At 32.5% G+C, this 18,640-nt stretch carries 30 protein-coding genes; all 30 read left to right on the forward strand.

Features of this window, described 5'->3' with window-relative positions; genetic code table 11:
* Positions 1–11: 11 nt before the first annotated feature.
* The 30 genes from rpsQ (at position 12) to cwlD (ending at position 18,607) form a co-directional block, all read left to right on the forward strand.
* Positions 12–266: a 30S ribosomal protein S17 gene (gene rpsQ / locus E5347_RS09710; RefSeq protein WP_066889849.1), complete on the forward strand. Its 255-nt coding sequence runs from the start codon at positions 12–14 to the stop codon at positions 264–266.
* Positions 267–294: 28 nt separating this feature from the next.
* Positions 295–663 carry a 50S ribosomal protein L14 gene (rplN, locus tag E5347_RS09715; RefSeq protein WP_136006854.1) on the forward strand — a complete coding sequence of 123 codons (369 nt, stop codon included), beginning with the start codon at positions 295–297 and terminating at the stop codon, positions 661–663.
* Between the two features lie 17 nt (positions 664–680).
* Positions 681–995, forward strand: a complete 315-nt coding sequence (gene rplX, locus E5347_RS09720; protein ID WP_136006857.1) for a 50S ribosomal protein L24 — start codon at positions 681–683, stop codon at positions 993–995.
* Positions 996–1,018: 23 nt separating this feature from the next.
* Positions 1,019–1,561, forward strand: coding sequence for a 50S ribosomal protein L5 (gene rplE / locus E5347_RS09725; protein ID WP_136006859.1), 543 nt, complete (start codon positions 1,019–1,021; stop codon positions 1,559–1,561).
* Positions 1,562–1,576: 15 nt separating this feature from the next.
* The gene (locus tag E5347_RS09730; RefSeq protein ID WP_136006861.1) at positions 1,577–1,762 is read left to right on the forward strand and encodes a type Z 30S ribosomal protein S14; all 186 of its coding nucleotides are present in this window, start codon (positions 1,577–1,579) and stop codon (positions 1,760–1,762) included.
* 31 nt (positions 1,763–1,793) lie between these two features.
* Positions 1,794–2,192 carry a 30S ribosomal protein S8 gene (rpsH, locus tag E5347_RS09735; RefSeq protein ID WP_136006863.1) on the forward strand — a complete coding sequence of 133 codons (399 nt, stop codon included), beginning with the start codon at positions 1,794–1,796 and terminating at the stop codon, positions 2,190–2,192.
* Positions 2,193–2,254: 62 nt separating this feature from the next.
* The gene (gene rplF / locus E5347_RS09740) at positions 2,255–2,797 is read left to right on the forward strand and encodes a 50S ribosomal protein L6 (RefSeq protein ID WP_136006865.1); all 543 of its coding nucleotides are present in this window, start codon (positions 2,255–2,257) and stop codon (positions 2,795–2,797) included.
* Between the two features lie 20 nt (positions 2,798–2,817).
* The gene (rplR, locus tag E5347_RS09745) at positions 2,818–3,180 is read left to right on the forward strand and encodes a 50S ribosomal protein L18 (RefSeq protein WP_136006867.1); all 363 of its coding nucleotides are present in this window, start codon (positions 2,818–2,820) and stop codon (positions 3,178–3,180) included.
* Positions 3,181–3,199: 19 nt separating this feature from the next.
* Complete coding sequence (rpsE, locus tag E5347_RS09750) at positions 3,200–3,697, forward strand: 30S ribosomal protein S5 (RefSeq protein WP_136006869.1); 498 nt, start codon at positions 3,200–3,202, stop codon at positions 3,695–3,697.
* A gap of 12 nt (positions 3,698–3,709) precedes the next feature.
* On the forward strand, positions 3,710–3,889 hold the full coding sequence (rpmD, locus tag E5347_RS09755) for a 50S ribosomal protein L30 (RefSeq protein ID WP_136006871.1): 180 nt from the start codon (positions 3,710–3,712) through the stop codon (positions 3,887–3,889).
* A 21-nt stretch (positions 3,890–3,910) separates the two neighbouring features.
* Entirely contained in the window at positions 3,911–4,351 is a 441-nt protein-coding gene (gene rplO / locus E5347_RS09760; protein ID WP_136006873.1) for a 50S ribosomal protein L15, read from the forward strand.
* Position 4,352: 1 nt separating this feature from the next.
* Positions 4,353–5,627: a preprotein translocase subunit SecY gene (gene secY, locus E5347_RS09765; RefSeq protein ID WP_136006876.1), complete on the forward strand. Its 1,275-nt coding sequence runs from the start codon at positions 4,353–4,355 to the stop codon at positions 5,625–5,627.
* A 22-nt stretch (positions 5,628–5,649) separates the two neighbouring features.
* Positions 5,650–6,297: an adenylate kinase gene (locus E5347_RS09770; RefSeq protein WP_136006878.1), complete on the forward strand. Its 648-nt coding sequence runs from the start codon at positions 5,650–5,652 to the stop codon at positions 6,295–6,297.
* A gap of 2 nt (positions 6,298–6,299) precedes the next feature.
* Positions 6,300–7,046, forward strand: a complete 747-nt coding sequence (gene map, locus E5347_RS09775; protein WP_136006880.1) for a type I methionyl aminopeptidase — start codon at positions 6,300–6,302, stop codon at positions 7,044–7,046.
* A 56-nt stretch (positions 7,047–7,102) separates the two neighbouring features.
* Positions 7,103–7,414, forward strand: a complete 312-nt coding sequence (locus E5347_RS09780; protein WP_136006882.1) for a KOW domain-containing RNA-binding protein — start codon at positions 7,103–7,105, stop codon at positions 7,412–7,414.
* A gap of 7 nt (positions 7,415–7,421) precedes the next feature.
* Entirely contained in the window at positions 7,422–7,640 is a 219-nt protein-coding gene (gene infA, locus E5347_RS09785; protein WP_136006884.1) for a translation initiation factor IF-1, read from the forward strand.
* Between the two features lie 41 nt (positions 7,641–7,681).
* A complete protein-coding gene (gene rpmJ, locus E5347_RS09790; RefSeq protein ID WP_016205879.1) occupies positions 7,682–7,795 on the forward strand; it encodes a 50S ribosomal protein L36 in 114 nt (37 codons plus the stop codon).
* Between the two features lie 220 nt (positions 7,796–8,015).
* Positions 8,016–8,381 carry a 30S ribosomal protein S13 gene (gene rpsM, locus E5347_RS09795; RefSeq protein ID WP_136006886.1) on the forward strand — a complete coding sequence of 122 codons (366 nt, stop codon included), beginning with the start codon at positions 8,016–8,018 and terminating at the stop codon, positions 8,379–8,381.
* Between the two features lie 15 nt (positions 8,382–8,396).
* On the forward strand, positions 8,397–8,789 hold the full coding sequence (gene rpsK, locus E5347_RS09800; protein ID WP_136006888.1) for a 30S ribosomal protein S11: 393 nt from the start codon (positions 8,397–8,399) through the stop codon (positions 8,787–8,789).
* A 23-nt stretch (positions 8,790–8,812) separates the two neighbouring features.
* Positions 8,813–9,433 (forward strand): 30S ribosomal protein S4, encoded by a 621-nt coding sequence (rpsD, locus tag E5347_RS09805; RefSeq protein WP_136006890.1) that lies wholly within the window; start codon positions 8,813–8,815, stop codon positions 9,431–9,433.
* A 102-nt stretch (positions 9,434–9,535) separates the two neighbouring features.
* Positions 9,536–10,483 carry a DNA-directed RNA polymerase subunit alpha gene (locus E5347_RS09810; RefSeq protein WP_136006892.1) on the forward strand — a complete coding sequence of 316 codons (948 nt, stop codon included), beginning with the start codon at positions 9,536–9,538 and terminating at the stop codon, positions 10,481–10,483.
* A 14-nt stretch (positions 10,484–10,497) separates the two neighbouring features.
* Positions 10,498–10,839 (forward strand): 50S ribosomal protein L17, encoded by a 342-nt coding sequence (gene rplQ / locus E5347_RS09815; RefSeq protein WP_136006894.1) that lies wholly within the window; start codon positions 10,498–10,500, stop codon positions 10,837–10,839.
* A gap of 193 nt (positions 10,840–11,032) precedes the next feature.
* Positions 11,033–11,878 (forward strand): energy-coupling factor transporter ATPase, encoded by an 846-nt coding sequence (locus E5347_RS09820; protein ID WP_136006896.1) that lies wholly within the window; start codon positions 11,033–11,035, stop codon positions 11,876–11,878.
* Positions 11,863–12,723, forward strand: coding sequence for an energy-coupling factor transporter ATPase (locus E5347_RS09825; protein WP_136006899.1), 861 nt, complete (start codon positions 11,863–11,865; stop codon positions 12,721–12,723). Before E5347_RS09820 ends, E5347_RS09825 begins: the two co-directional genes overlap by 16 nt.
* Before the next feature lie 11 nt (positions 12,724–12,734).
* Positions 12,735–13,538, forward strand: a complete 804-nt coding sequence (locus E5347_RS09830; RefSeq protein WP_136006901.1) for an energy-coupling factor transporter transmembrane component T family protein — start codon at positions 12,735–12,737, stop codon at positions 13,536–13,538.
* 215 nt (positions 13,539–13,753) lie between these two features.
* Positions 13,754–14,488, forward strand: coding sequence for a tRNA pseudouridine(38-40) synthase TruA (gene truA, locus E5347_RS09835; protein ID WP_136006903.1), 735 nt, complete (start codon positions 13,754–13,756; stop codon positions 14,486–14,488).
* 180 nt (positions 14,489–14,668) lie between these two features.
* On the forward strand, positions 14,669–15,103 hold the full coding sequence (rplM, locus tag E5347_RS09840; RefSeq protein ID WP_136006905.1) for a 50S ribosomal protein L13: 435 nt from the start codon (positions 14,669–14,671) through the stop codon (positions 15,101–15,103).
* Between the two features lie 25 nt (positions 15,104–15,128).
* Entirely contained in the window at positions 15,129–15,521 is a 393-nt protein-coding gene (rpsI, locus tag E5347_RS09845; RefSeq protein WP_136006907.1) for a 30S ribosomal protein S9, read from the forward strand.
* Between the two features lie 618 nt (positions 15,522–16,139).
* Positions 16,140–17,756 (forward strand): Na/Pi cotransporter family protein, encoded by a 1,617-nt coding sequence (locus tag E5347_RS09850; protein ID WP_136006909.1) that lies wholly within the window; start codon positions 16,140–16,142, stop codon positions 17,754–17,756.
* Positions 17,757–17,926: 170 nt separating this feature from the next.
* Complete coding sequence (gene cwlD / locus E5347_RS09855) at positions 17,927–18,607, forward strand: N-acetylmuramoyl-L-alanine amidase CwlD (RefSeq protein ID WP_136006910.1); 681 nt, start codon at positions 17,927–17,929, stop codon at positions 18,605–18,607.
* The last annotated feature ends 33 nt before the right edge of the window (positions 18,608–18,640 follow it).

Below are 18,640 nucleotides of genomic sequence, written 5' to 3' on the forward strand. Positions count from 1 at the left end.
GGTAACTCTTAATGGAAAGAGGATTAAGAAAGAAAAGAATAGGTAGAGTTGTTTCAGATAAAATGGATAAGACTATCGTTGTTGCTGTTGAAACTAAGGTTAGACATCCATTATATGGTAAGACAGTTAACAGAACAACTAAGTTTAAAGCTCATGATGAAAACAATGAAGCTAAAATTAATGATAGAGTTTTAATTATGGAAACTAGACCATTATCTAAGGATAAGAGATGGAGACTTGTTGAAATAGTTGAAAAAGCTAAATAGGCTTTAAGTCTGAAAGGAGGGTAATTCAATGATACAACAACAAACCTTACTAAAAGTAGCAGATAACTCAGGTGCAAAGGAAATCATGTGCATAAGAGTTTTAGGCGGATCTAAGAGAAAGTTCGGTAACATTGGAGACGTAATAGTTGCTAGCGTTAAAAGTGCAACACCAGGCGGAGTTGTTAAAAAAGGAGACGTTGTAAAAGCTGTTATAGTAAGATCAGTAAAAGGATTAAGAAGAGCTGATGGTTCATACATTAAGTTTGATGAAAATGCAGCAGTTATTATAAAGGATGACAAGCAACCAAGAGGAACTCGTATCTTCGGACCAGTTGCAAGGGAGCTAAGAGATAACGAATTTAATAAGATTTTATCATTAGCACCTGAAGTTCTATAATGGAGGAGGTGTCTCATTTGAAAGTACATGTTAGAAAGAATGACACAGTTGTAGTTGTTTCCGGTAAAGACAAAGGAAAGACTGGTGAAGTTTTAAAAGTATATCCTAAGACAGGTAAAGTTATCGTTCAAGGAGTTAATATAGTTAAAAAGCACCAAAAGCCAAGTAGAGCTAATGCTCAAGGCGGAATAATAGAAAAAGAAGGAGCTATCTATAGCTCAAAAGTTATGTTATACTGCACAAAGTGTAAAAACGCTACAAGAATTAGTAACAAGATATTAGAAGATGGTACTAAAGTTAGAGCTTGTAAGAAGTGCGGAGAAACATTCTAGAATCTGAAAGGAGGTACTAAATTATGACAACAAGACTTCAAGAAAAGTATCAAAAAGAAGTAATTCCAGCTATGATCGAAAAGTTTGGATATAAGAATATAATGCAAGTTCCAAAGCTTGAAAAGATAGTTATCAACATGGGTGTTGGTGAAGCTAAGGACAATCAAAAAATATTAGAAGCTGCAGTTAATGATTTAAGTATTATTGCAGGTCAAAAGCCAATCTTAACAAGAGCAAAGAAATCAGTTGCTAACTTTAAGATAAGAGAGCAAATGGCTTTAGGATGTAAGGTTACATTAAGAAAAGCAAAGATGTATGAATTTGCTGATAAATTAATGGCAATTGCTCTTCCAAGAGTTAGAGACTTCAGAGGAGTTTCAAGCAAATCTTTCGATGGAAGAGGAAACTACTCACTAGGAGTTAAAGAGCAATTAATATTCCCAGAAATTGAATACGATAAAATCGATAAGGTTAGAGGAATGGATATTATCTTCGTAACTACAGCTAACACTGACGAAGAAGCAAGAGAATTATTAAGATTCCTTGGTATGCCATTCGCTCAATAATAAGGAGGGAAAACCGTGGCACGTAAGGCTATTATTGAAAAGTGGAAAAAAGAACCAAAATATGCAACAAGAGCTTATACAAGATGCAGACTATGTGGAAGACCACACTCAGTATTAAAGAAATTTGGTATATGCCGTATATGTTTTAGAGAACTTGCTTACAAGGGTCAAATCCCTGGTTGTAAGAAAGCAAGTTGGTAAGAAACTGATTTAGTGAAAGGAGGCACATTAAATGGTTATGACAGATCCTATCGCAGATTTGCTGACTCGTGTTAGAAACGCAAATGCTGCTAGACATGAAGTAGTAGAAGTACCTTCATCAAACGTGAAGAAGGCTATTGCAAATATATTATTACAAGAGGGATACATTAAAGAATTAGAGGAATATAACGATGGTGTTGTTCCAATGCTTAGAATATCTCTTAAATATGGAGCAGATAAAGAAAGAGTTATAACTGGTTTAAAGAGAATATCTAAACCAGGCTTAAGAGTTTACTGCAAGAAAGATGAAATTCCAAAGGTGTTAAGCGGACTAGGAGTTGCTATAATATCTACATCTAATGGTTTATTAGTTGATAGAGAAGCAAGAAAAGCTGGATTAGGCGGAGAAGTAGTTTGCTACATTTGGTAATTCCAAATTAGAAAGTAACTAGATTAACATATATAAGAACAAGTAAAACAGGAGGTGCGATTATGTCAAGAGTAGGTAGATTACCTATAACTATACCTGCAGGCGTAACTGTAGCTGTTTCAGCAGATAATGTTGTTACAGTTAAGGGTCCAAAGGGCGAACTTGTTAAAGCTATGAACAAAGACATGAATATAGCAGTAGAAAACAATCAAGTTGTTGTTACTAGACCTAGCGATCAAAAAGAGCACAGAGCTCTTCACGGATTAACTAGAGCATTAATCAATAACATGGTAATTGGAGTAGAAAAAGGATTTGAAAAGAGCTTAGAACTAATTGGTGTTGGTTACAGAGCTCAATTACAAGGAAAGAAACTTGTAATGAACTTAGGATATTCACATCCAGTTGAAATAGAACCAATCGAAGGTGTTACTTTCGAAACTCCAGCTGCAACTAAAGTTGTTGTTAAGGGAATAGATAAAGAAAAAGTTGGAGCTGCTGCGGCTGATATCAGATCATGGAGAAAGCCTGAACCATATAAGGGTAAGGGAGTTAAGTATGATAACGAAGTAATCAGACGTAAAGAAGGTAAAACTGGTAAGAAATAATAGAAAGGAGTGAAACCTTTATGTTTAAAAAGGTAGACAGAAAAGCTAGTAGAGAAAGACGTCACCTAAGAGTACGTAAGAAAATTTCTGGTACTCCTGAAAGACCAAGACTTTCAGTATATAGAAGTGAAAAAAATATATATGCTCAAATTATAGATGATGTTAATGCAGTAACATTAGTTGCAGCTTCAAGCTTAGATAAGACTGTAGAAGTTAAATCAGGCGGAAACAAAGAAGCAGCTAAATTAGTTGGTGAATTAATAGCAAAGAAAGCTTTAGAAAAAGGAATATCAGAAGTAGTATTCGATAGAGGTGGATACGTATATCACGGAAGAGTTCAATCTTTAGCTGAGGCTGCAAGAGAAGCAGGCTTAAAATTCTAATAAACAAGGAGGGAAATACATGAGAATCGATCCTAGCACACTAGACCTTAAGGAAAAGGTTGTTAGCATAAACAGAGTAACTAAGGTTGTTAAGGGTGGTAGAAACTTCAGATTCAGCGCTTTAGTAGTTGTAGGTGACGAAAACGGACACGTAGGCGTTGGAATGGGTAAGTCAATAGAAATCCCAGAAGCAATTAAAAAAGGAATAGAAGACGCTAAGAAACACTTAGTAAGTGTTGCTATAGTTGGAACAACTGTTCCTCATCAAATATATGGAAAATTCGGAACTGGTAAGGTTCTTATAATGCCAGCTAAGGAAGGTACAGGAGTTATCGCTGGAGGTCCAGCAAGATCTGTATTAGAATTAGCAGGATTAAAGGATGTTAGAGCTAAGTCATTAGGTTCAAACAATCCAAAAAATATGGTAAGTGCTACTATTAACGGTTTAGCAAACTTAAGAACAGCTGAGGATATAGCTAAATTAAGAGGCAAAACTGTAGAAGAAATTTTAGGTTAGGAGGGAATCGCAATGGCAAAAATTAAAGTTACTCTTGTTAAGAGTTTAATTGGAAGAAAAAAAGACCATATTGCTACTGCTAATGCCCTTGGACTTAAAAAAATCGGTAAGACAGTAGAACATGAAGAAACTCCTCAAATCAGAGGAATGATTAATAAGGTTAACTATCTACTAAAAGTAGAAGAAGTTTAATAAGAGGAGGTGCATTGAGTAATGAAACTTCATGAATTAAAACCAGCAGCTGGAAGTAAGAAGGCTCCTAAAAGAGTTGGTAGAGGTACTGGTTCAGGTTTAGGTAGAAATGCTGGAAAAGGTGAAAAAGGCCAAAAGGCTAGATCAGGTGGCGGAGTAAGACCAGGATTTGAAGGTGGTCAAATGCCATTATATAGAAGACTTCCTAAGAGAGGATTCACAAATATATTTGCTAAGCAATATGTTAGCATCAATGTTGACAGATTAAATATATTTGAAAATGGAACTGAAATTACACCGGAAGTTTTACTTGAAAGAAGAGTTATCAGTAAGGTAAAAGACGGAGTTAAGATTTTAGGAAATGGTGTACTAGAGAAGAGCCTAACTGTTAAAGGATGTAAGTTCTCAAAATCAGCGGCTGAAAAGATAGAATCAGCTGGAGGAAAAGTTGAGGTGATTTAGTATGCTATCAACCCTACGTAATGCCTGGAAGGTTCCCGAATTAAAAAAGAGATTTTTATGGACTATATTTTTAGTTGCAATTTTCAGGATAGGAACCCATATTCCTGTTCCTGGAATTCGCACAGATGTTTTAAATAGTTTAGCTTCAAGTGGTACAATATTTGGTTTTTATGATTTAATATCAGGAGGAGCATTTAGACAATTTAGTATATTTGCTTTAAGTGTTACACCTTATATTAATGCCTCAATTATAGTTCAATTATTAACTATAGCAATTCCATCATTAGAGCAACTTTCAAAGGAAGGTGAAGATGGAAGGAAAAAGATTCAAAAGATTACAAGGATATTATCTATTGTAATAGGATTTATTCTTGCTTTTGGAACATACAGTATGGTAGCAGCTAAGGGTGCTACAGTAGGAATGTCTTGGCCAGAAATGCTAGTTGTTTTAGTGGCATTAGTTGCAGGATCAACATTCTGTATGTGGCTTGGAGATCAAATCACAGCTAAAGGATTTGGAAATGGTATATCCATATTAATATTCGTAAATATAGTATCTCAGTTACCTGTTACTTTAATGTCATTATTTACATTAGAGGATCAAGGGAAAATTACTATAATAGGAATTTTATTATTTGTTGCATTCGCAATTATCTTACTAGGTTTATGTGTATTCTTCTCATTAGCAGAGAGAAGAATTCCAGTACAATATGCCGGTAAAGCAGTAGGATCTAAAGTGATGAAGGGTCAAAGCACTCACATTCCTTTAAGTATTATAGGGTCAGCTGTTATAGCGATAATATTCTCTATGTCAGTTATGATGTTCCCTAAGACAATTGCAGAATTTTTCCCAAATGTTACTTGGGTACAAAGTGTTGTTACAAGTAAATATAGTATGTTCAATGAAACTACTTGGATGTATCCAGTATGTTATGCATTATTAACTATATTCTTTACTTGGTTCTACACACAAATTACATTTAAGCCTGATGAAATGGCAGAGAATCTTAATAAATCAGCAGGTTTTGTACCAGGAATAAGACCGGGAGAAGCAACAGAAAAGCATTTTGAAAAGGTACTTACAAAAGTATCACTAGTTGGAGGAGTATTTGCAGCTTTACTAGCAGTACTACCAATATTAATTGCAAATACTAGTTTACAAGGAATACAATTTGGTGGTACATCATTATTAATTATGGTTGGTGTTGGGCTTGATTTCTCAAGACAATTAGATTCACAATTAGTAATGAGACACTATCAAGGATTCTTAAAATAGATTAATAATGGAGATGATGCCCGTGAAGATAGTATTATTAGGTCCTCCTGGAGCAGGTAAGGGAACACAGGCAAAATCAATTAGTAATAGATACTCAATACCACATATTTCTACAGGAGATATATTTAGAAAGAATATTTCTGAAAATACTCCTTTAGGAATAGAAGCTAAGAAGCACATCGATAAAGGTCAACTAGTACCTGATGAAGTTACTATAAATATGGTAAAAGATAGGTTACAACAAGATGACTGTAAGAATGGATACTTATTAGATGGTTTCCCAAGGACAGTTAATCAAGCTGAAGCTCTTCAAGAATTTTTAAATTCAAGAAATGAAGACTTAGATACAGCTTTATTAATTGAAGTACCTACTGGTTTCATTCTAGAAAGAATGACTGGAAGAAGGGTATGTCCATCATGTGGAGCTAGCTATCATATTAAGTTTAACCCACCAACAGCACAAGGTAAATGTGATGTTTGCGGAAGTGATGTAATCCAAAGAAAAGACGATACAGAAGAAACTGTATCTGAAAGACTTGATGTGTATGAGAGACAAACACAACCACTGATTGATTTTTATAAAGAAAGAAACTTACTTTCAACAGTAGATGGAACACAAGCTATTAACGAAGTGTTTGAAAGTATCTGTAACATCTTAGGGAGTCTTTAATAATGATTTTTATTAAAAACGACAAAGAAATAAACCTAATGAGGGAAGCAGGTAAAATAGTAGCGGAAACACTACTACTGATTGAAGAAAAAGTAAGGCCAGGAATAACTACTGCTGAATTAGATAGAATAGCAGAAGAATTTATAACTAAGCATGGAGCAAGACCTTCATTTAAAGGTCTATATGATTTTCCAGCTTCACTATGTATATCTGTTAACGAGCAAGTAGTTCATGGGATCCCAGGAGGTTATGCATTAAAAGATGGAGATATAATTAGTGTAGACTGTGGAGCATATTTAAATGGCTTTCACGGTGATGCTGCCAGAACTTTTGGTGTAGGAAATATAAGTGAAGAAGCTAGAAGGTTAATAGAAGTAACTAAAGAAAGTTTCTTTAAAGGTATAGAATATGCTAAAGTTGACAACAGACTTACTGATATATCACATGGAATACAAAGCTACATAGAATCACATGGTTTCTCTGTAGTACGAGATTTCGTAGGACACGGTATAGGTAGAGTAGTACACGAAGATCCAGAGGTACCTAATTTCGGTAAGCCTGGAAAGGGACCGAGATTAGTAAAGGGAATGGCCCTAGCCATTGAACCTATGGTTAATGCAGGGGATTATAAAGTGAAAACTTTAAATGATGATTGGACTGTAGTAACTAGGGATGGAAGTTTATCTGCACACTACGAAAATACAATTGTTATTTTACCAGATGGACCCGAAATATTAACACTGATTTAATAGAGGTGTTGCTTAGTTATAAATTCGCATGATACCAAAGGGTGGCTTGTAGATTTATGACTAAGGTAATCATTGAGGTGAAAAGTTTGCAAAACAATGACTTAATTGGGAAAGTAGTTCTTTCAAAAACAGGAAGAGATAAAGATCACTTATATGTTGTAATAGGGCATTTAGGTGATAGATATGCAATCCTTAGTAATGGGAGCACTAAAACAGTTCAGATGCCTAAACAGAAGAATTTAAAACATATAAGTGTTTTAGAGGATGTAGATGATGAGATTAAAGAATCTATCATATTAAAGGATAGAGGTACTGATTTAAAAATAAAAAGATTTCTAAAACTTAAAGGCATTGTTAAGGAGGGTTGATTACCTTATGTCAAAAGATGATGTAATAGAAATGCAAGGTGTTGTACTAGAGTCATTACCAAATGCTATGTTCCAAGTTGAACTAGAGAGTGGTCACAAAATTCTAGCACATATATCAGGAAAATTAAGAATGAACTTCATTAGAATTCTACCTGGAGACAAGGTTACAATAGAGCTTTCTCCGTATGATTTAACTAGAGGTAGAATTACATGGAGAGCTAAATAAAACAGTGGTATCACCACTAAGTATTACAAGGAGGGTTAGCGATGAAAGTAAGACCATCAGTTAAGCCTATTTGCGAAAAGTGCAAGATTATAAGAAGAAAAGGAAAAGTAATGGTTATCTGTGAAAATCCTAAGCACAAGCAAAAGCAAGGCTAATACAGTTACAGTATAGGCAAAAAGAATAATTTAACTATGTAAATATTATTGACTTTTCAGTTAAAGTCAAATATGATTATATAGGCATTTAAATCAAGCATAAAGATTTTAGGTGCGGCTGACAGTAGAGGAAAGCTCTACTGACCTAGGATTTTATTATATAAATATACACATATAATTAAAGTTGTATGCATTTCAATATCAGGAGGTGTAAGTTTTAATGGCAAGAATTTCAGGCGTAGACCTACCAAGAGAAAAAAGAGTTGAAATAGGTCTAACATATATATACGGAATAGGACTTTCTACTTCTCAAAAGATTTTAGCAGAAACAGGAGTTAATCCTGACACAAGAGTTAAGGATCTTTCAGAAGATGAAGTAACTAAGATAAGAGAATTTGTAAAAACATTAACAATTGAAGGTGACTTAAGAAGAGAAGTTGCTTTAAATATTAAGAGATTAGTTGAAATTGGATGTTACAGAGGTATCAGACATAGAAAAGGTCTTCCAGTTAGAGGACAAAAGACTAAGACTAATGCTAGAACTAGAAAAGGTCCAAAGAAAACTATCGCAAATAAGAAGAAGTAGTGAGGAGGGAATTCGATGGCTCAAAAGGTTAAAAAGACTAGAAGAAGAAAAGAAAGAAAGAATATTGAGCATGGTGCTGCACACATCAAATCAACTTTCAATAACTCAATAGTTACTTTGACTGATGCGGCAGGTAATGCTTTATCATGGTCAAGTGCAGGAGCTCTAGGCTTTAGAGGATCAAGAAAAAGTACTCCATTCGCAGCTCAAATGGCAGCAGAAACTGCAGCTAAAGCAGCTATGGAACATGGATTAAAAAGTATAGAAGTATACGTAAAGGGACCTGGTGCTGGAAGAGAAGCAGCAATCAGATCTTTACAAGCAGCAGGATTAGAAGTAACTCTAATTAAAGATGTTACTCCAATCCCACATAACGGATGTAGACCACCAAAGAGAAGAAGAGTCTAGTATTCATATAGGAGGTGTAATTAATGGCAAGATATACTGGAGCTACATGTAGATTATGTAGAAGAGAAGGTATGAAATTATTCCTTAAAGGGGATAGATGTTTCACAGATAAATGTGCTTTTGTTAGAAGAAGTTATGCACCAGGACAACATGGAGCAGCTAAGAAAAAATTATCTAACTATGGCGTACAATTAAGAGAAAAGCAAAAAGCTAGAAGAATATACGGAGTATTAGAAGGCCAATTCAGAAGTTACTATGAAAAGGCTGATCATATGAAGGGTATTGCAGGTGAAAACTTACTTAAGTTACTAGAAATGAGATTAGATAACGTTGTTTATAGACTAGGATATGGTGCTTCAAGAGCTGAAGCTAGACAATTAGTTAACCATGGACATTTCTTAGTAAATGGTAAGAAAGTAGATATCGCTTCATACAAAGTTTCTGTTAACGATGAAATATTAGTTGCAGAAAAGAGCAGAGGAACTGAAAAATTCAAGACATTTATAGAAAATCCAAAGACATTACCAAAGTGGTTAGAAGCAAATGTTGAAAATTATTCAGGAAAAGTTATAGCTGAACCAGCAAGAGAAGACATTGACGTACCAGTTAACGAAACTCTTATCGTTGAGTTATACAGCAAGTAATAGTTTAGTATTTGTATTGTTAAGATTTATCTTACAATACAAATATATAAGCAGTTGCCCTCAGAATAATGTTGCCATTTATAATATAAGGAGGGTTTGTGCATGTTAGAAATAGAAAAGCCAATAATTGAATGTATAGAAGCAAATGAAAATGGTACTTATGGTAAATATGTAGTTGAACCATTAGAAAGAGGATATGGTATTACACTTGGAAATGCTCTAAGAAGAATACTTTTATCATCACTTCCTGGTGCAGCTCCAACATCAGTAAAAATTGATGGAGTACTACACGAATTTTCTACTGTACAAGGTGTTAAAGAAGATGTTACAGAAATAATCTTAAACATAAAAGCTTTAGCATTAATAATGAATGGTGAAGGTCCAAAGACAATATATATAGATGCTCAAGGACCAGGAGTAGTTACAGGTGCAGATATTAAAACTGACGGAGACGTTGAAGTTGTAAGCAAAGATCTTCATATAGCTACATTAGATGAGAATGGTAAGTTATACATGGAGATAACAGTTAATAGAGGAAGAGGATATGTTACTCAAAATAAAAATAAGAGTGAAGACCTTCCATTATCAGCTATTGCTGTAGACTCAATATATACTCCAGTTAAGAGAGTTAACTTTACTGTTGAAAATACAAGAGTTGGTCAAATTACTGACTACGATAAGTTAACATTAGAAATCTGGACTAATGGAACTATTAAAATTGATGAAGCTATTAGCTTATCATCAAAAATACTTATAGAACACTTTAAGTTATTTATGTCATTAGGAGATAGTACTAATGATGTAGAAATTATGATAGAAAAAGAAGAAGATAAGAAAGAGAAAGTACTAGAGATGACTGTAGAAGAGCTAGATTTATCAGTTAGATCATATAACTGTTTAAAGAGAGCAGGAATCAATACAGTTCAAGAACTTGCTGGAAAGTCTATGGATGACATGATGAAGGTAAGAAATCTAGGAAAGAAATCTTTAGAGGAAGTCGAAAGAAAGCTTAAGGAATTAGGCTTAGGATTAAGACTAAACGATGAGTAAGGAGGTAAATCCATATGGCAGGTTATCGTAAATTAGGTCGTCCTACTGACCAAAGAAGAGCTATGCTAAGAAGCCTTGTTACAAGCTTTTTAAAGCATGGTAAGATTGAAACAACTGAAACAAGAGCTAAGGAAACTAGAAAGTTAGCTGAAAAGATGATCACTTTAGCAAAAAGAGGTGACCTTCACGCTAGAAGACAAGTTTTAGCATTTGTTCATGAAGAAGAAGTAGTTCAAAACCTATTTGACAATGTTGCTCCAAAGTACGCTGAAAGAAACGGTGGATACACTAGAATGTACAAAAAAGGCCCTAGAAGAGGGGACGGAGCAGAAGTTGTTATACTTGAATTAGTATAATATAAAGGGGGGATTAAGTATAAAGCTTAGTCCCCATTTTTGCATATAGAAAATTAAATATAATATAAGAGCTTAAAAAATTAATGTAAACTAATTGTAATTAATGAAATGTGTATTATAATATTCTTATGTTAATGTATATACACTATTTAAGTTTTTATATAATGCTTAATAAGAGAAGGAGGGCTATATTATGAAAGAAGCAATGGTGAAGTGTGAGAATGTATCTTTTAAATATAGAGCAGTTGAGGGAGAGGAAGAAAAGTATGCCGTTAATGGTGTAAGCTTTGAAGTTGAAAAGGGAGAATTCTTAGTAGTATTAGGTCATAATGGATCAGGAAAATCAACTATTGCTAAGCATATGAATGCTCTTTTAATACCCTCTGATGGAACTGTTATTGTAGATGGATTAGACACTAAAGATCAAAAGAATTTATGGGAAATAAGATCAAGAGCTGGTATGGTTTTTCAGAATCCAGATAACCAATTAGTAGCAACGATAGTTGAAGAAGATGTAGCATTTGGGCCTGAAAATCTTGGAGTTGAACCAGAAGAAATAAGGAAAAGAGTAGATGAAAGTTTAAAAAAAGTTGGAATGTATGAATATAGAAGACATGCACCACATTTACTTTCAGGCGGACAGAAGCAAAGGATAGCTATTGCAGGAATATTAGCAATGAAACCTAAGTGTATAATATTTGATGAACCTACTGCAATGCTTGACCCATCAGGAAGAAGAGAAGTTTTAAAGAATATAAAAGAAATTAACGAGATGTATGGTATAACTATTGTTCTTATAACACATTATATGGATGAAGCAGCACAAGCTGATAGGGTAATAGTAATGGATGAAGGCAAAGTAATATTAGAAGGTAAGCCAAGAGAAGTATTTTCTAATGTGAAAGAAATGAAGGAAATAGGTTTAGACGTTCCTCAAGTGACTGAATTATGCTATGAATTAAAAAATAGTGGTATAAATATAGATACAAATATATTAAATGTAGATGAGATGGTGGATGCGTTATGTCAATTAAGATAGAGAATTTAGTACATGTTTATATGCCTAAGTCACCTTTTGAAAAAGTGGCTTTAGATGATGTAAATATTGAGATAAAAGAAGGAGAGTTTGTTGCTCTAATAGGACATACAGGCTCAGGAAAATCAACATTAATTCAACATATGAATGGGCTTTTAAAGCCAAGCTCTGGAAGAATTATAGTAGATGGAGTAGATATAACTAAGGATGGAGTAAAGCTTACAGATATAAGAAAAAAAGTAGGTTTAGTATTTCAATATCCTGAATATCAATTATTTGAAGAAACTATAGAAAAGGATATAGAATATGGTCCAAGGAATTTAGGACTAGATCAAGAAGAAATAACAAGAAGAGTTAAAAGGTCTATGGAGATGGTTGGTTTAGATTACGAAACATATAGACATAAATCACCTTTTGATTTAAGTGGGGGACAAAAGAGAAGAGTGGCTATAGCAGGGGTAGTAGCTATGGAGCCCAAAGTACTTATCTTAGATGAACCTACAGCAGGGCTAGATCCTAAAGGTAGAGATGATATATTAGCTCAAATAAAAACTCTTCATGATACTTACAAGATGACTATAGTTCTTGTAAGTCATAGTATGGAAGATGTAGGTAAACTAGCTGAGAGAATAATAGTAATGAACAAAGGTAAAGTTCAATTAGAAGGTTCACCTGCTAAAGTATTTAAAGAAGTCGATACCTTAGAAAGTATAGGTCTTGCTGTGCCACAAGTAACTTATCTTATGAGGGCATTAAGAGAAAAAGGTTTTAATGTTTCAGATGAAGTGTACACTATTAGTAAGGGCAAGGAAGAATTATTAAGAATCTTAAAGGAAACTAATAAATAGGGGGATAGAAAATGATAAAAGACATAACTATAGGTCAATATATACCAGGAGAAACCTTTGTCCATAAGTTAGATCCTAGAACAAAAATACTATTATCTATCCTATTTATTGTATCTTTATTTTTAGTTAATAAATTCGTGGGATATATATTAATAGTTGCTTTTTTAGTTCTAACAGTTTATGTGGCAAAATTACCACCAAGATATTTATATAAAGGGCTTAAACCTGTATTTTTCCTTATAATATTTACAGCAGTATTAAATATTTTTATGATTAAGGGAACAGCAGATACTTTATTATTTGAAATTGGATTTATAAAAGTTTATACAGAAGGGTTAACAACAGCTGGGTTTATGGCTTTAAGATTAATATTCTTAATTATGGGAACATCAGTATTAACATTAACTACTTCTCCAATAGAGTTAACAGATGGAATAGAGAGATTACTTAGACCAATAGGAAAAGAAATGGCTCATGAGCTTGCAATGATGATGACAATAGCATTAAGATTTATTCCTACATTAATGGATGAAACAGATAAAATAATGATGGCGCAAAAGGCAAGAGGAGCAGATTTTGAAAGTGGTGGATTAATACAAAAAGCTAAGAGTTTAATCCCATTACTAGTGCCTCTATTTATAAGCTCATTTAGAAGAGCGGATGAATTAGCTATGGCTATGGAATCAAGAGCATATAGAGGTGGGGCTGGTAGAACTAGAATGAAGGAATTAAAGTTTACTAATAAAGATGCAATAGCCTTTGCTTTATTCTCAGTTTTATTTATAGGAAGCATAGCAGTAAGATTTGTATTGTAAAATATATAAGTTGTAATAAAAAATTCTACTTTTTATTAATTTATATTTTGTCATAAAAATATTTAACATAAGAATTTTAGTTAGCAACATATATAAAAATTAAAAATCGATGCTTTAAATTGATGCGATTTATTCTAAACTTATTATTACGTATAATTTTATAAGACTTAACTGTATGTTATTTACTGAAACATATATATGAAGGTGAAACAAATATGAAAAATATAAAACTTACTTTAGAGTATGATGGTACTAACTATCAAGGTTGGCAAAAACAAAAGATAGGGGAAACTATACAAGGTACTCTTGAAAGGGCAATAGAAGAACTTATAAAAGAAGAGGTAGAGGTAACAGGAAGCTCTAGAACAGATTCTGGAGTTCATGCAAAAGGTTTTATAGCTAACTTTAAAACTGAAAGTACAATTCCTTCTAATAAGTTTAGGGAGGCATTAAACTATAGGCTTCCAGAAGATATAGTAATATTAAAATCAGAAGAGGTATCTGATGATTTTCATTCAAGATATAGTGCTAAAGGTAAAACATACTCTTATTCAATTATAAATAGAGATGTCCCTTCAGCTATATATAGAAATTATTATTATCATGTAAAGAAAAAGTTGAATACTGAAGCTATGGAAGAAGCTTGCAAGTATTTTATTGGGACTCATGACTTCAATGCTTTTAAAAGTAGTGGAGGATCAGTTAAAACTACTGTAAGAACTATTACAGACTTACATATAGAGCATAGTGGGGATATAATAAAAATTTATGTTACAGGTGATGGTTTTCTTTACAATATGGTAAGAATAATAGTAGGTACACTAATTATGGTTGGAAATAACAAGATAAAACCTTGTAAAATTAAAGATATAATTGATAGTAAGGATAGAAAAAAAGCCGGAAATTGTGTTCCTGCTAATGGATTAATATTAGAAGAAGTTTACTATTAAAAAAATAAAAAAACTATAAAAATAATAAAATAAAAACATTGACACACCCGTATGCGTGTATTATAATTATTAATGTTTGTTAGAATAATTTATGTATATAAGATCCACTAGCCCCGGGTCTTGACATAAAAGCAGTACTTAAGAAGTAAAGCACAAATGTAAGTTCAGGGAGGGAAAAACATGAAATCATACATCGCTAAGGCGCAAGAAGTTGAAAGAAAATGGTATGTTGTTGATGCTGCTGGTAAGCCACTAGGAAGAGTTGCTAGCCAAGTTGCTTCAATTTTAAGAGGAAAAAATAAGCCAACATTTACACCAAATGTTGACTGCGGAGATTTCGTTATCGTAATCAATGCTGAAAAGGTGGTTTTAACTGGTAAGAAGTTAGACCAAAAATTAATGAGAAAGCACAGCTTATATCCAGGTGGATTAAAGGAAACTCCATACAGAGAAGTATTAGCTAAGAAGCCTGAATTCGCTTTCGAAGAAGCAGTAAGAAGAATGCTTCCAACAGGTGTTTTAGGAAGAAAAATGCTTAAAAAATTAAAAGTATACAGAGGTACTGAGCACGGACATGATGCTCAACAACCAGAAGTACTTGAATTAAAGTACTAATACATGCTCGGGAGGAGGAATAAAAATGGCAAAAGTTCAATACATGGGAACTGGAAGAAGAAAAAAATCAATAGCAAGAGTTAGACTTGTACCTGGAAATGGTAAAGTAGTTATAAATAAAAGAGATATCGAAAATTATTTCGGATTAGAAACTTTAAGAATGATCGTTAATCAACCATTAGTTTTAACTGGAACTAAGGACAGATTCGACGTTTTAGTTAACGTTCACGGTGGTGGATTCACAGGTCAAGCTGGAGCAATAAGACACGGAATCACTAGAGCTTTAATCAAAGCTGACGAAAACTTAAAGCCAGAATTAAAGAAGGCTGGATTCGTAACTAGAGACCCAAGAATGAAAGAAAGAAAGAAATACGGTCTTAAGAAAGCAAGAAGAGCTCCTCAATTCTCAAAGAGATAATATTTGGAACTTTACAAATCCCACAATCATTATGGTTGTGGGATTTTTTCTATTACTCTGAAAAGGGGTTTTAGTGATATACTTTAAATTATGGTACCACTAGAAATGTTATTGTAAAAGTTATAAATAATTATACTCAATGAAATAGAAATTAGCTGATTAATTAGCAAAATTTGTAGTGGGATTTTAGTATGACAAAATACTAGAATCTATATATTATATATAATTAGGGCATAATAGTAGATAGTATTAAAAGCCTATATAAAAGTACTTATATAGACTGAGAAATAATTATTAATAATATTGCCTTATTATGAAATTGAATTAGCTTATATTGAAAGGATCTATTATATAATAAGACCTATTTATGAACTTATTATATAATAGATTTTTATGTTAAAATCAATAGAAATAGAAATGTAGAATTTTGCAATATTAAAATAATATAAATAAAAATTGTTATAAAAAGAAAGTAAAAATATTAAATTAATAATTAAAATTGTAAAACCATAGAATCATATATTAAAATCATGTTAAAAATAAGTTTAATTACTTAACAAATGTTAAAAAATAATGTAAACTTAGTTTGTAAAAATAATGTTGAAAAGGAGAATAACTTTGGAATCATTAATGGTTATTATAAAGTTACTTGGTGGCTTAGGGCTATTTATCTATGGAATGAAGATCATGGGGGATGGTCTAGAAAATGCTGCAGGGGATGGACTTAAATCTATCTTAGAAAAAGTAACTAGAAATCCAGTTATAGCAGTTATAGTAGGAGCTATAGTTACAGCAGTTATTCAAAGTAGTAGTGCAACAACTGTAATGGTAGTAGGTTTTGTTAATGCAGGACTTATGAATTTAGCACAAGCTGCAGGAATTATTATGGGAGCTAATATAGGTACTACAATAACAGCTCAGCTAGTAGCATTTAAGCTAGATCAAATAGCACCTTTATTCGTTTTTGTTGGAGCATTTATAGTAATGTTTGCAAAAAAGAAAAAGAGAAAAGATATTGGAAGTATTATATTAGGCTTTGGTATTTTATTTGTTGGAATGGGACAAATGAGCGCAGCTATGAAACCATTAACAGCTTCACCTATATTTAATGAAATTTTAGCAACTGTAGGTGATAAGTGGTATCTTGGAATACTAGCTGGAGCACTTATTACAGCAGTACTTCAAAGTTCATCAGCAACAACAGGTATATTAGTAGCTTTAGCAACAGCAGGAGCTATAGATATAACACAAGCCCTTCCAATAGTATTTGGATGTAATATAGGTACATGTGTTACAGCTATGCTTGCAACAGTTGGAACTAGTAAAACTGCACATAAAGCTGCATTATTACATTTAATATTCAATTTAGGTGGTACATTAATATTCATTCCAGTTCTAGTAAGTGGATTATTAGGTGATGTAGTATCTACTATAAGTCCAGGAGATGTAAGTAGACAAATAGCAAATTCACATACAGTATTTAATGTTGTGAATACAGCAATTATGCTTCCATTAACAGGATTCTTAATTAAGATAGTTAATAGAATTATTCCAGAGGATGAGGAAGAGGATAGACCAGGTCCTAAATACATAGATGATAGATTACTTGAAACTCCTGTAATAGCAGCAGGACAAGTGGCTAAAGAGACATTAAGAATGGCTAAAAAAGCGAAAAAAGGTTTAGCATTATCATTAGAGGCTTTTGAAAAAAATGATGAAAAATTAATTCAAAAGGTATATGAAAATGAAACTGTAATAAATACATTAAATGAAGCTATTACTACATACTTAGTTAAGCTTTCAAAATGTGAATTATCTGATAAAGAATTAAGTATAGTAGCAGCAACATTCCATGTTATTAATGATATAGAAAGAATTGGAGATCACGCTGAAAATATTGCTGATTTAACTCAACAAAAAATTAATAAGAAATTAGGTTATAGTGAGCAAGCTATAGAGCAGATACATAAGGTTTATGATAAGGCTTTAGAATCATTATCAGTAGCAATAGATAGTTATGCAACTAAAGATGTAAATAAGGCAAAGAGCGTAGATGCAATTGAATCTGAATTAGACAGAATGCAAAAGAAATATAGAGAACTTCATATTAAGAGATTATATGATGGAACTTGTAATGCATATGCAGGGGCTATATATCTAGATTTATTAAGTAATCTAGAAAGAGTTGGTGACCATGCAATGAATATATCTGAAAGTGTTATAGAGAATAGTTAGTTAAGAGCTGCCTTTTTAGGTGGCTCTTTTAATAATTAAAATAAAAATTTAATAAGAGTCTTATATAAAGTTAATGGAATAAGAATTTCTATTTTACATTTTAATTTTTATTATTAAGTAAAAGAAAAATGGACATAATAAGCTTATAAATTTAAAAATGGAGGAAAGTTATGAAGAAGTTTAATTTTGTTTGCTTATTAATGTTAATAATATCAATCTTTATTACACCTATTAGTGTAAAGGCTGATGAGAATAAAAAAATAATATTAATTGATCCAGGGCATGGAGGATTTGATGGAGGAGCTAAGTCAAAAGCTGGAACTATAGAAAAAGATATAAATCTTCAAATAAGTCTAAGGCTTAAAGAAAACTTAGAAGAGCAAGGGTATATAGTTTTTTTAACTAGAGAATCTGATGAAGACCTAGGTAATACTGGTAAAACTATTAGAGAAAAGAAAAGAGAAGACTTAAAGAAAAGAAGAGATATGAAGGCTGAGACTAAATGCGATGTTTTTATATCAATACATCAAAATATGTTTCCAGAGGCTAAATGTTATGGAGCACAAGTATGGCATAGTTCAAATGAAGTAAGTAAAAAGCTCGCAGATAATGTTCAACAAGGAATAAAGGAAAGTGCTAATGATGGCAATAAGAGAGTTTCTAAGCCTGCTGGGGATGCCTATTTAATTTTAAGAGATAAATATGAAGGAGCTTCAATATTACTTGAATGTGGATTTTTATCTAATCCTGATGAAGAAAAAAGGTTACAAACAGAAGAACATCAAAATTCAATAGTTAAGGGAATTTCCTGGGGAATAAATAAGTATTTTGAGGAAATAAAAAATAATTAGTGAATTAAGTATTATTATATGATGAAAAGTAGG

Origin of the sequence: Clostridium sartagoforme, assembly GCF_004794105.1 — a bacterium.
GTDB classification, from domain to species: Bacteria; Bacillota; Clostridia; order Clostridiales; family Clostridiaceae; genus Clostridium; species Clostridium sartagoforme_B.

Excerpts from the sequence above, each read along its gene's own strand:
- rplQ (WP_136006894.1), top strand. The coding sequence starts at position 10,498 with ATGGCAGGTTATCGTAAATTAGGTCGTCCTACTGACCAAAGAAGAGCT.
- rpsD (WP_136006890.1), top strand. The coding sequence starts at position 8,813 with ATGGCAAGATATACTGGAGCTACATGTAGATTATGTAGAAGAGAAGGT.
- rplM (WP_136006905.1), top strand. The coding sequence starts at position 14,669 with ATGAAATCATACATCGCTAAGGCGCAAGAAGTTGAAAGAAAATGGTAT.
- E5347_RS09830 (WP_136006901.1), top strand. The coding sequence starts at position 12,735 with ATGATAAAAGACATAACTATAGGTCAATATATACCAGGAGAAACCTTT.
- map (WP_136006880.1), top strand. The coding sequence starts at position 6,300 with ATGATTTTTATTAAAAACGACAAAGAAATAAACCTAATGAGGGAAGCA.
- rpsH (WP_136006863.1), top strand. The coding sequence starts at position 1,794 with ATGGTTATGACAGATCCTATCGCAGATTTGCTGACTCGTGTTAGAAAC.
- secY (WP_136006876.1), top strand. The coding sequence starts at position 4,353 with ATGCTATCAACCCTACGTAATGCCTGGAAGGTTCCCGAATTAAAAAAG.
- rpmD (WP_136006871.1), top strand. The coding sequence starts at position 3,710 with ATGGCAAAAATTAAAGTTACTCTTGTTAAGAGTTTAATTGGAAGAAAA.
- E5347_RS09810 (WP_136006892.1), top strand. The coding sequence starts at position 9,536 with ATGTTAGAAATAGAAAAGCCAATAATTGAATGTATAGAAGCAAATGAA.
- rpsQ (WP_066889849.1), top strand. The coding sequence starts at position 12 with ATGGAAAGAGGATTAAGAAAGAAAAGAATAGGTAGAGTTGTTTCAGAT.
- E5347_RS09820 (WP_136006896.1), top strand. The coding sequence starts at position 11,033 with ATGAAAGAAGCAATGGTGAAGTGTGAGAATGTATCTTTTAAATATAGA.
- rpsK (WP_136006888.1), top strand. The coding sequence starts at position 8,397 with ATGGCTCAAAAGGTTAAAAAGACTAGAAGAAGAAAAGAAAGAAAGAAT.
- rplE (WP_136006859.1), top strand. The coding sequence starts at position 1,019 with ATGACAACAAGACTTCAAGAAAAGTATCAAAAAGAAGTAATTCCAGCT.
- E5347_RS09780 (WP_136006882.1), top strand. The coding sequence starts at position 7,103 with ATGACTAAGGTAATCATTGAGGTGAAAAGTTTGCAAAACAATGACTTA.
- rpsI (WP_136006907.1), top strand. The coding sequence starts at position 15,129 with ATGGCAAAAGTTCAATACATGGGAACTGGAAGAAGAAAAAAATCAATA.
- rpmJ (WP_016205879.1), top strand. The coding sequence starts at position 7,682 with ATGAAAGTAAGACCATCAGTTAAGCCTATTTGCGAAAAGTGCAAGATT.
- rplR (WP_136006867.1), top strand. The coding sequence starts at position 2,818 with ATGTTTAAAAAGGTAGACAGAAAAGCTAGTAGAGAAAGACGTCACCTA.
- infA (WP_136006884.1), top strand. The coding sequence starts at position 7,422 with ATGTCAAAAGATGATGTAATAGAAATGCAAGGTGTTGTACTAGAGTCA.
- rplO (WP_136006873.1), top strand. The coding sequence starts at position 3,911 with ATGAAACTTCATGAATTAAAACCAGCAGCTGGAAGTAAGAAGGCTCCT.
- rpsM (WP_136006886.1), top strand. The coding sequence starts at position 8,016 with ATGGCAAGAATTTCAGGCGTAGACCTACCAAGAGAAAAAAGAGTTGAA.
- truA (WP_136006903.1), top strand. The coding sequence starts at position 13,754 with ATGAAAAATATAAAACTTACTTTAGAGTATGATGGTACTAACTATCAA.
- E5347_RS09825 (WP_136006899.1), top strand. The coding sequence starts at position 11,863 with ATGTCAATTAAGATAGAGAATTTAGTACATGTTTATATGCCTAAGTCA.
- rplF (WP_136006865.1), top strand. The coding sequence starts at position 2,255 with ATGTCAAGAGTAGGTAGATTACCTATAACTATACCTGCAGGCGTAACT.
- rplN (WP_136006854.1), top strand. The coding sequence starts at position 295 with ATGATACAACAACAAACCTTACTAAAAGTAGCAGATAACTCAGGTGCA.
- rpsE (WP_136006869.1), top strand. The coding sequence starts at position 3,200 with ATGAGAATCGATCCTAGCACACTAGACCTTAAGGAAAAGGTTGTTAGC.
- cwlD (WP_136006910.1), top strand. The coding sequence starts at position 17,927 with ATGAAGAAGTTTAATTTTGTTTGCTTATTAATGTTAATAATATCAATC.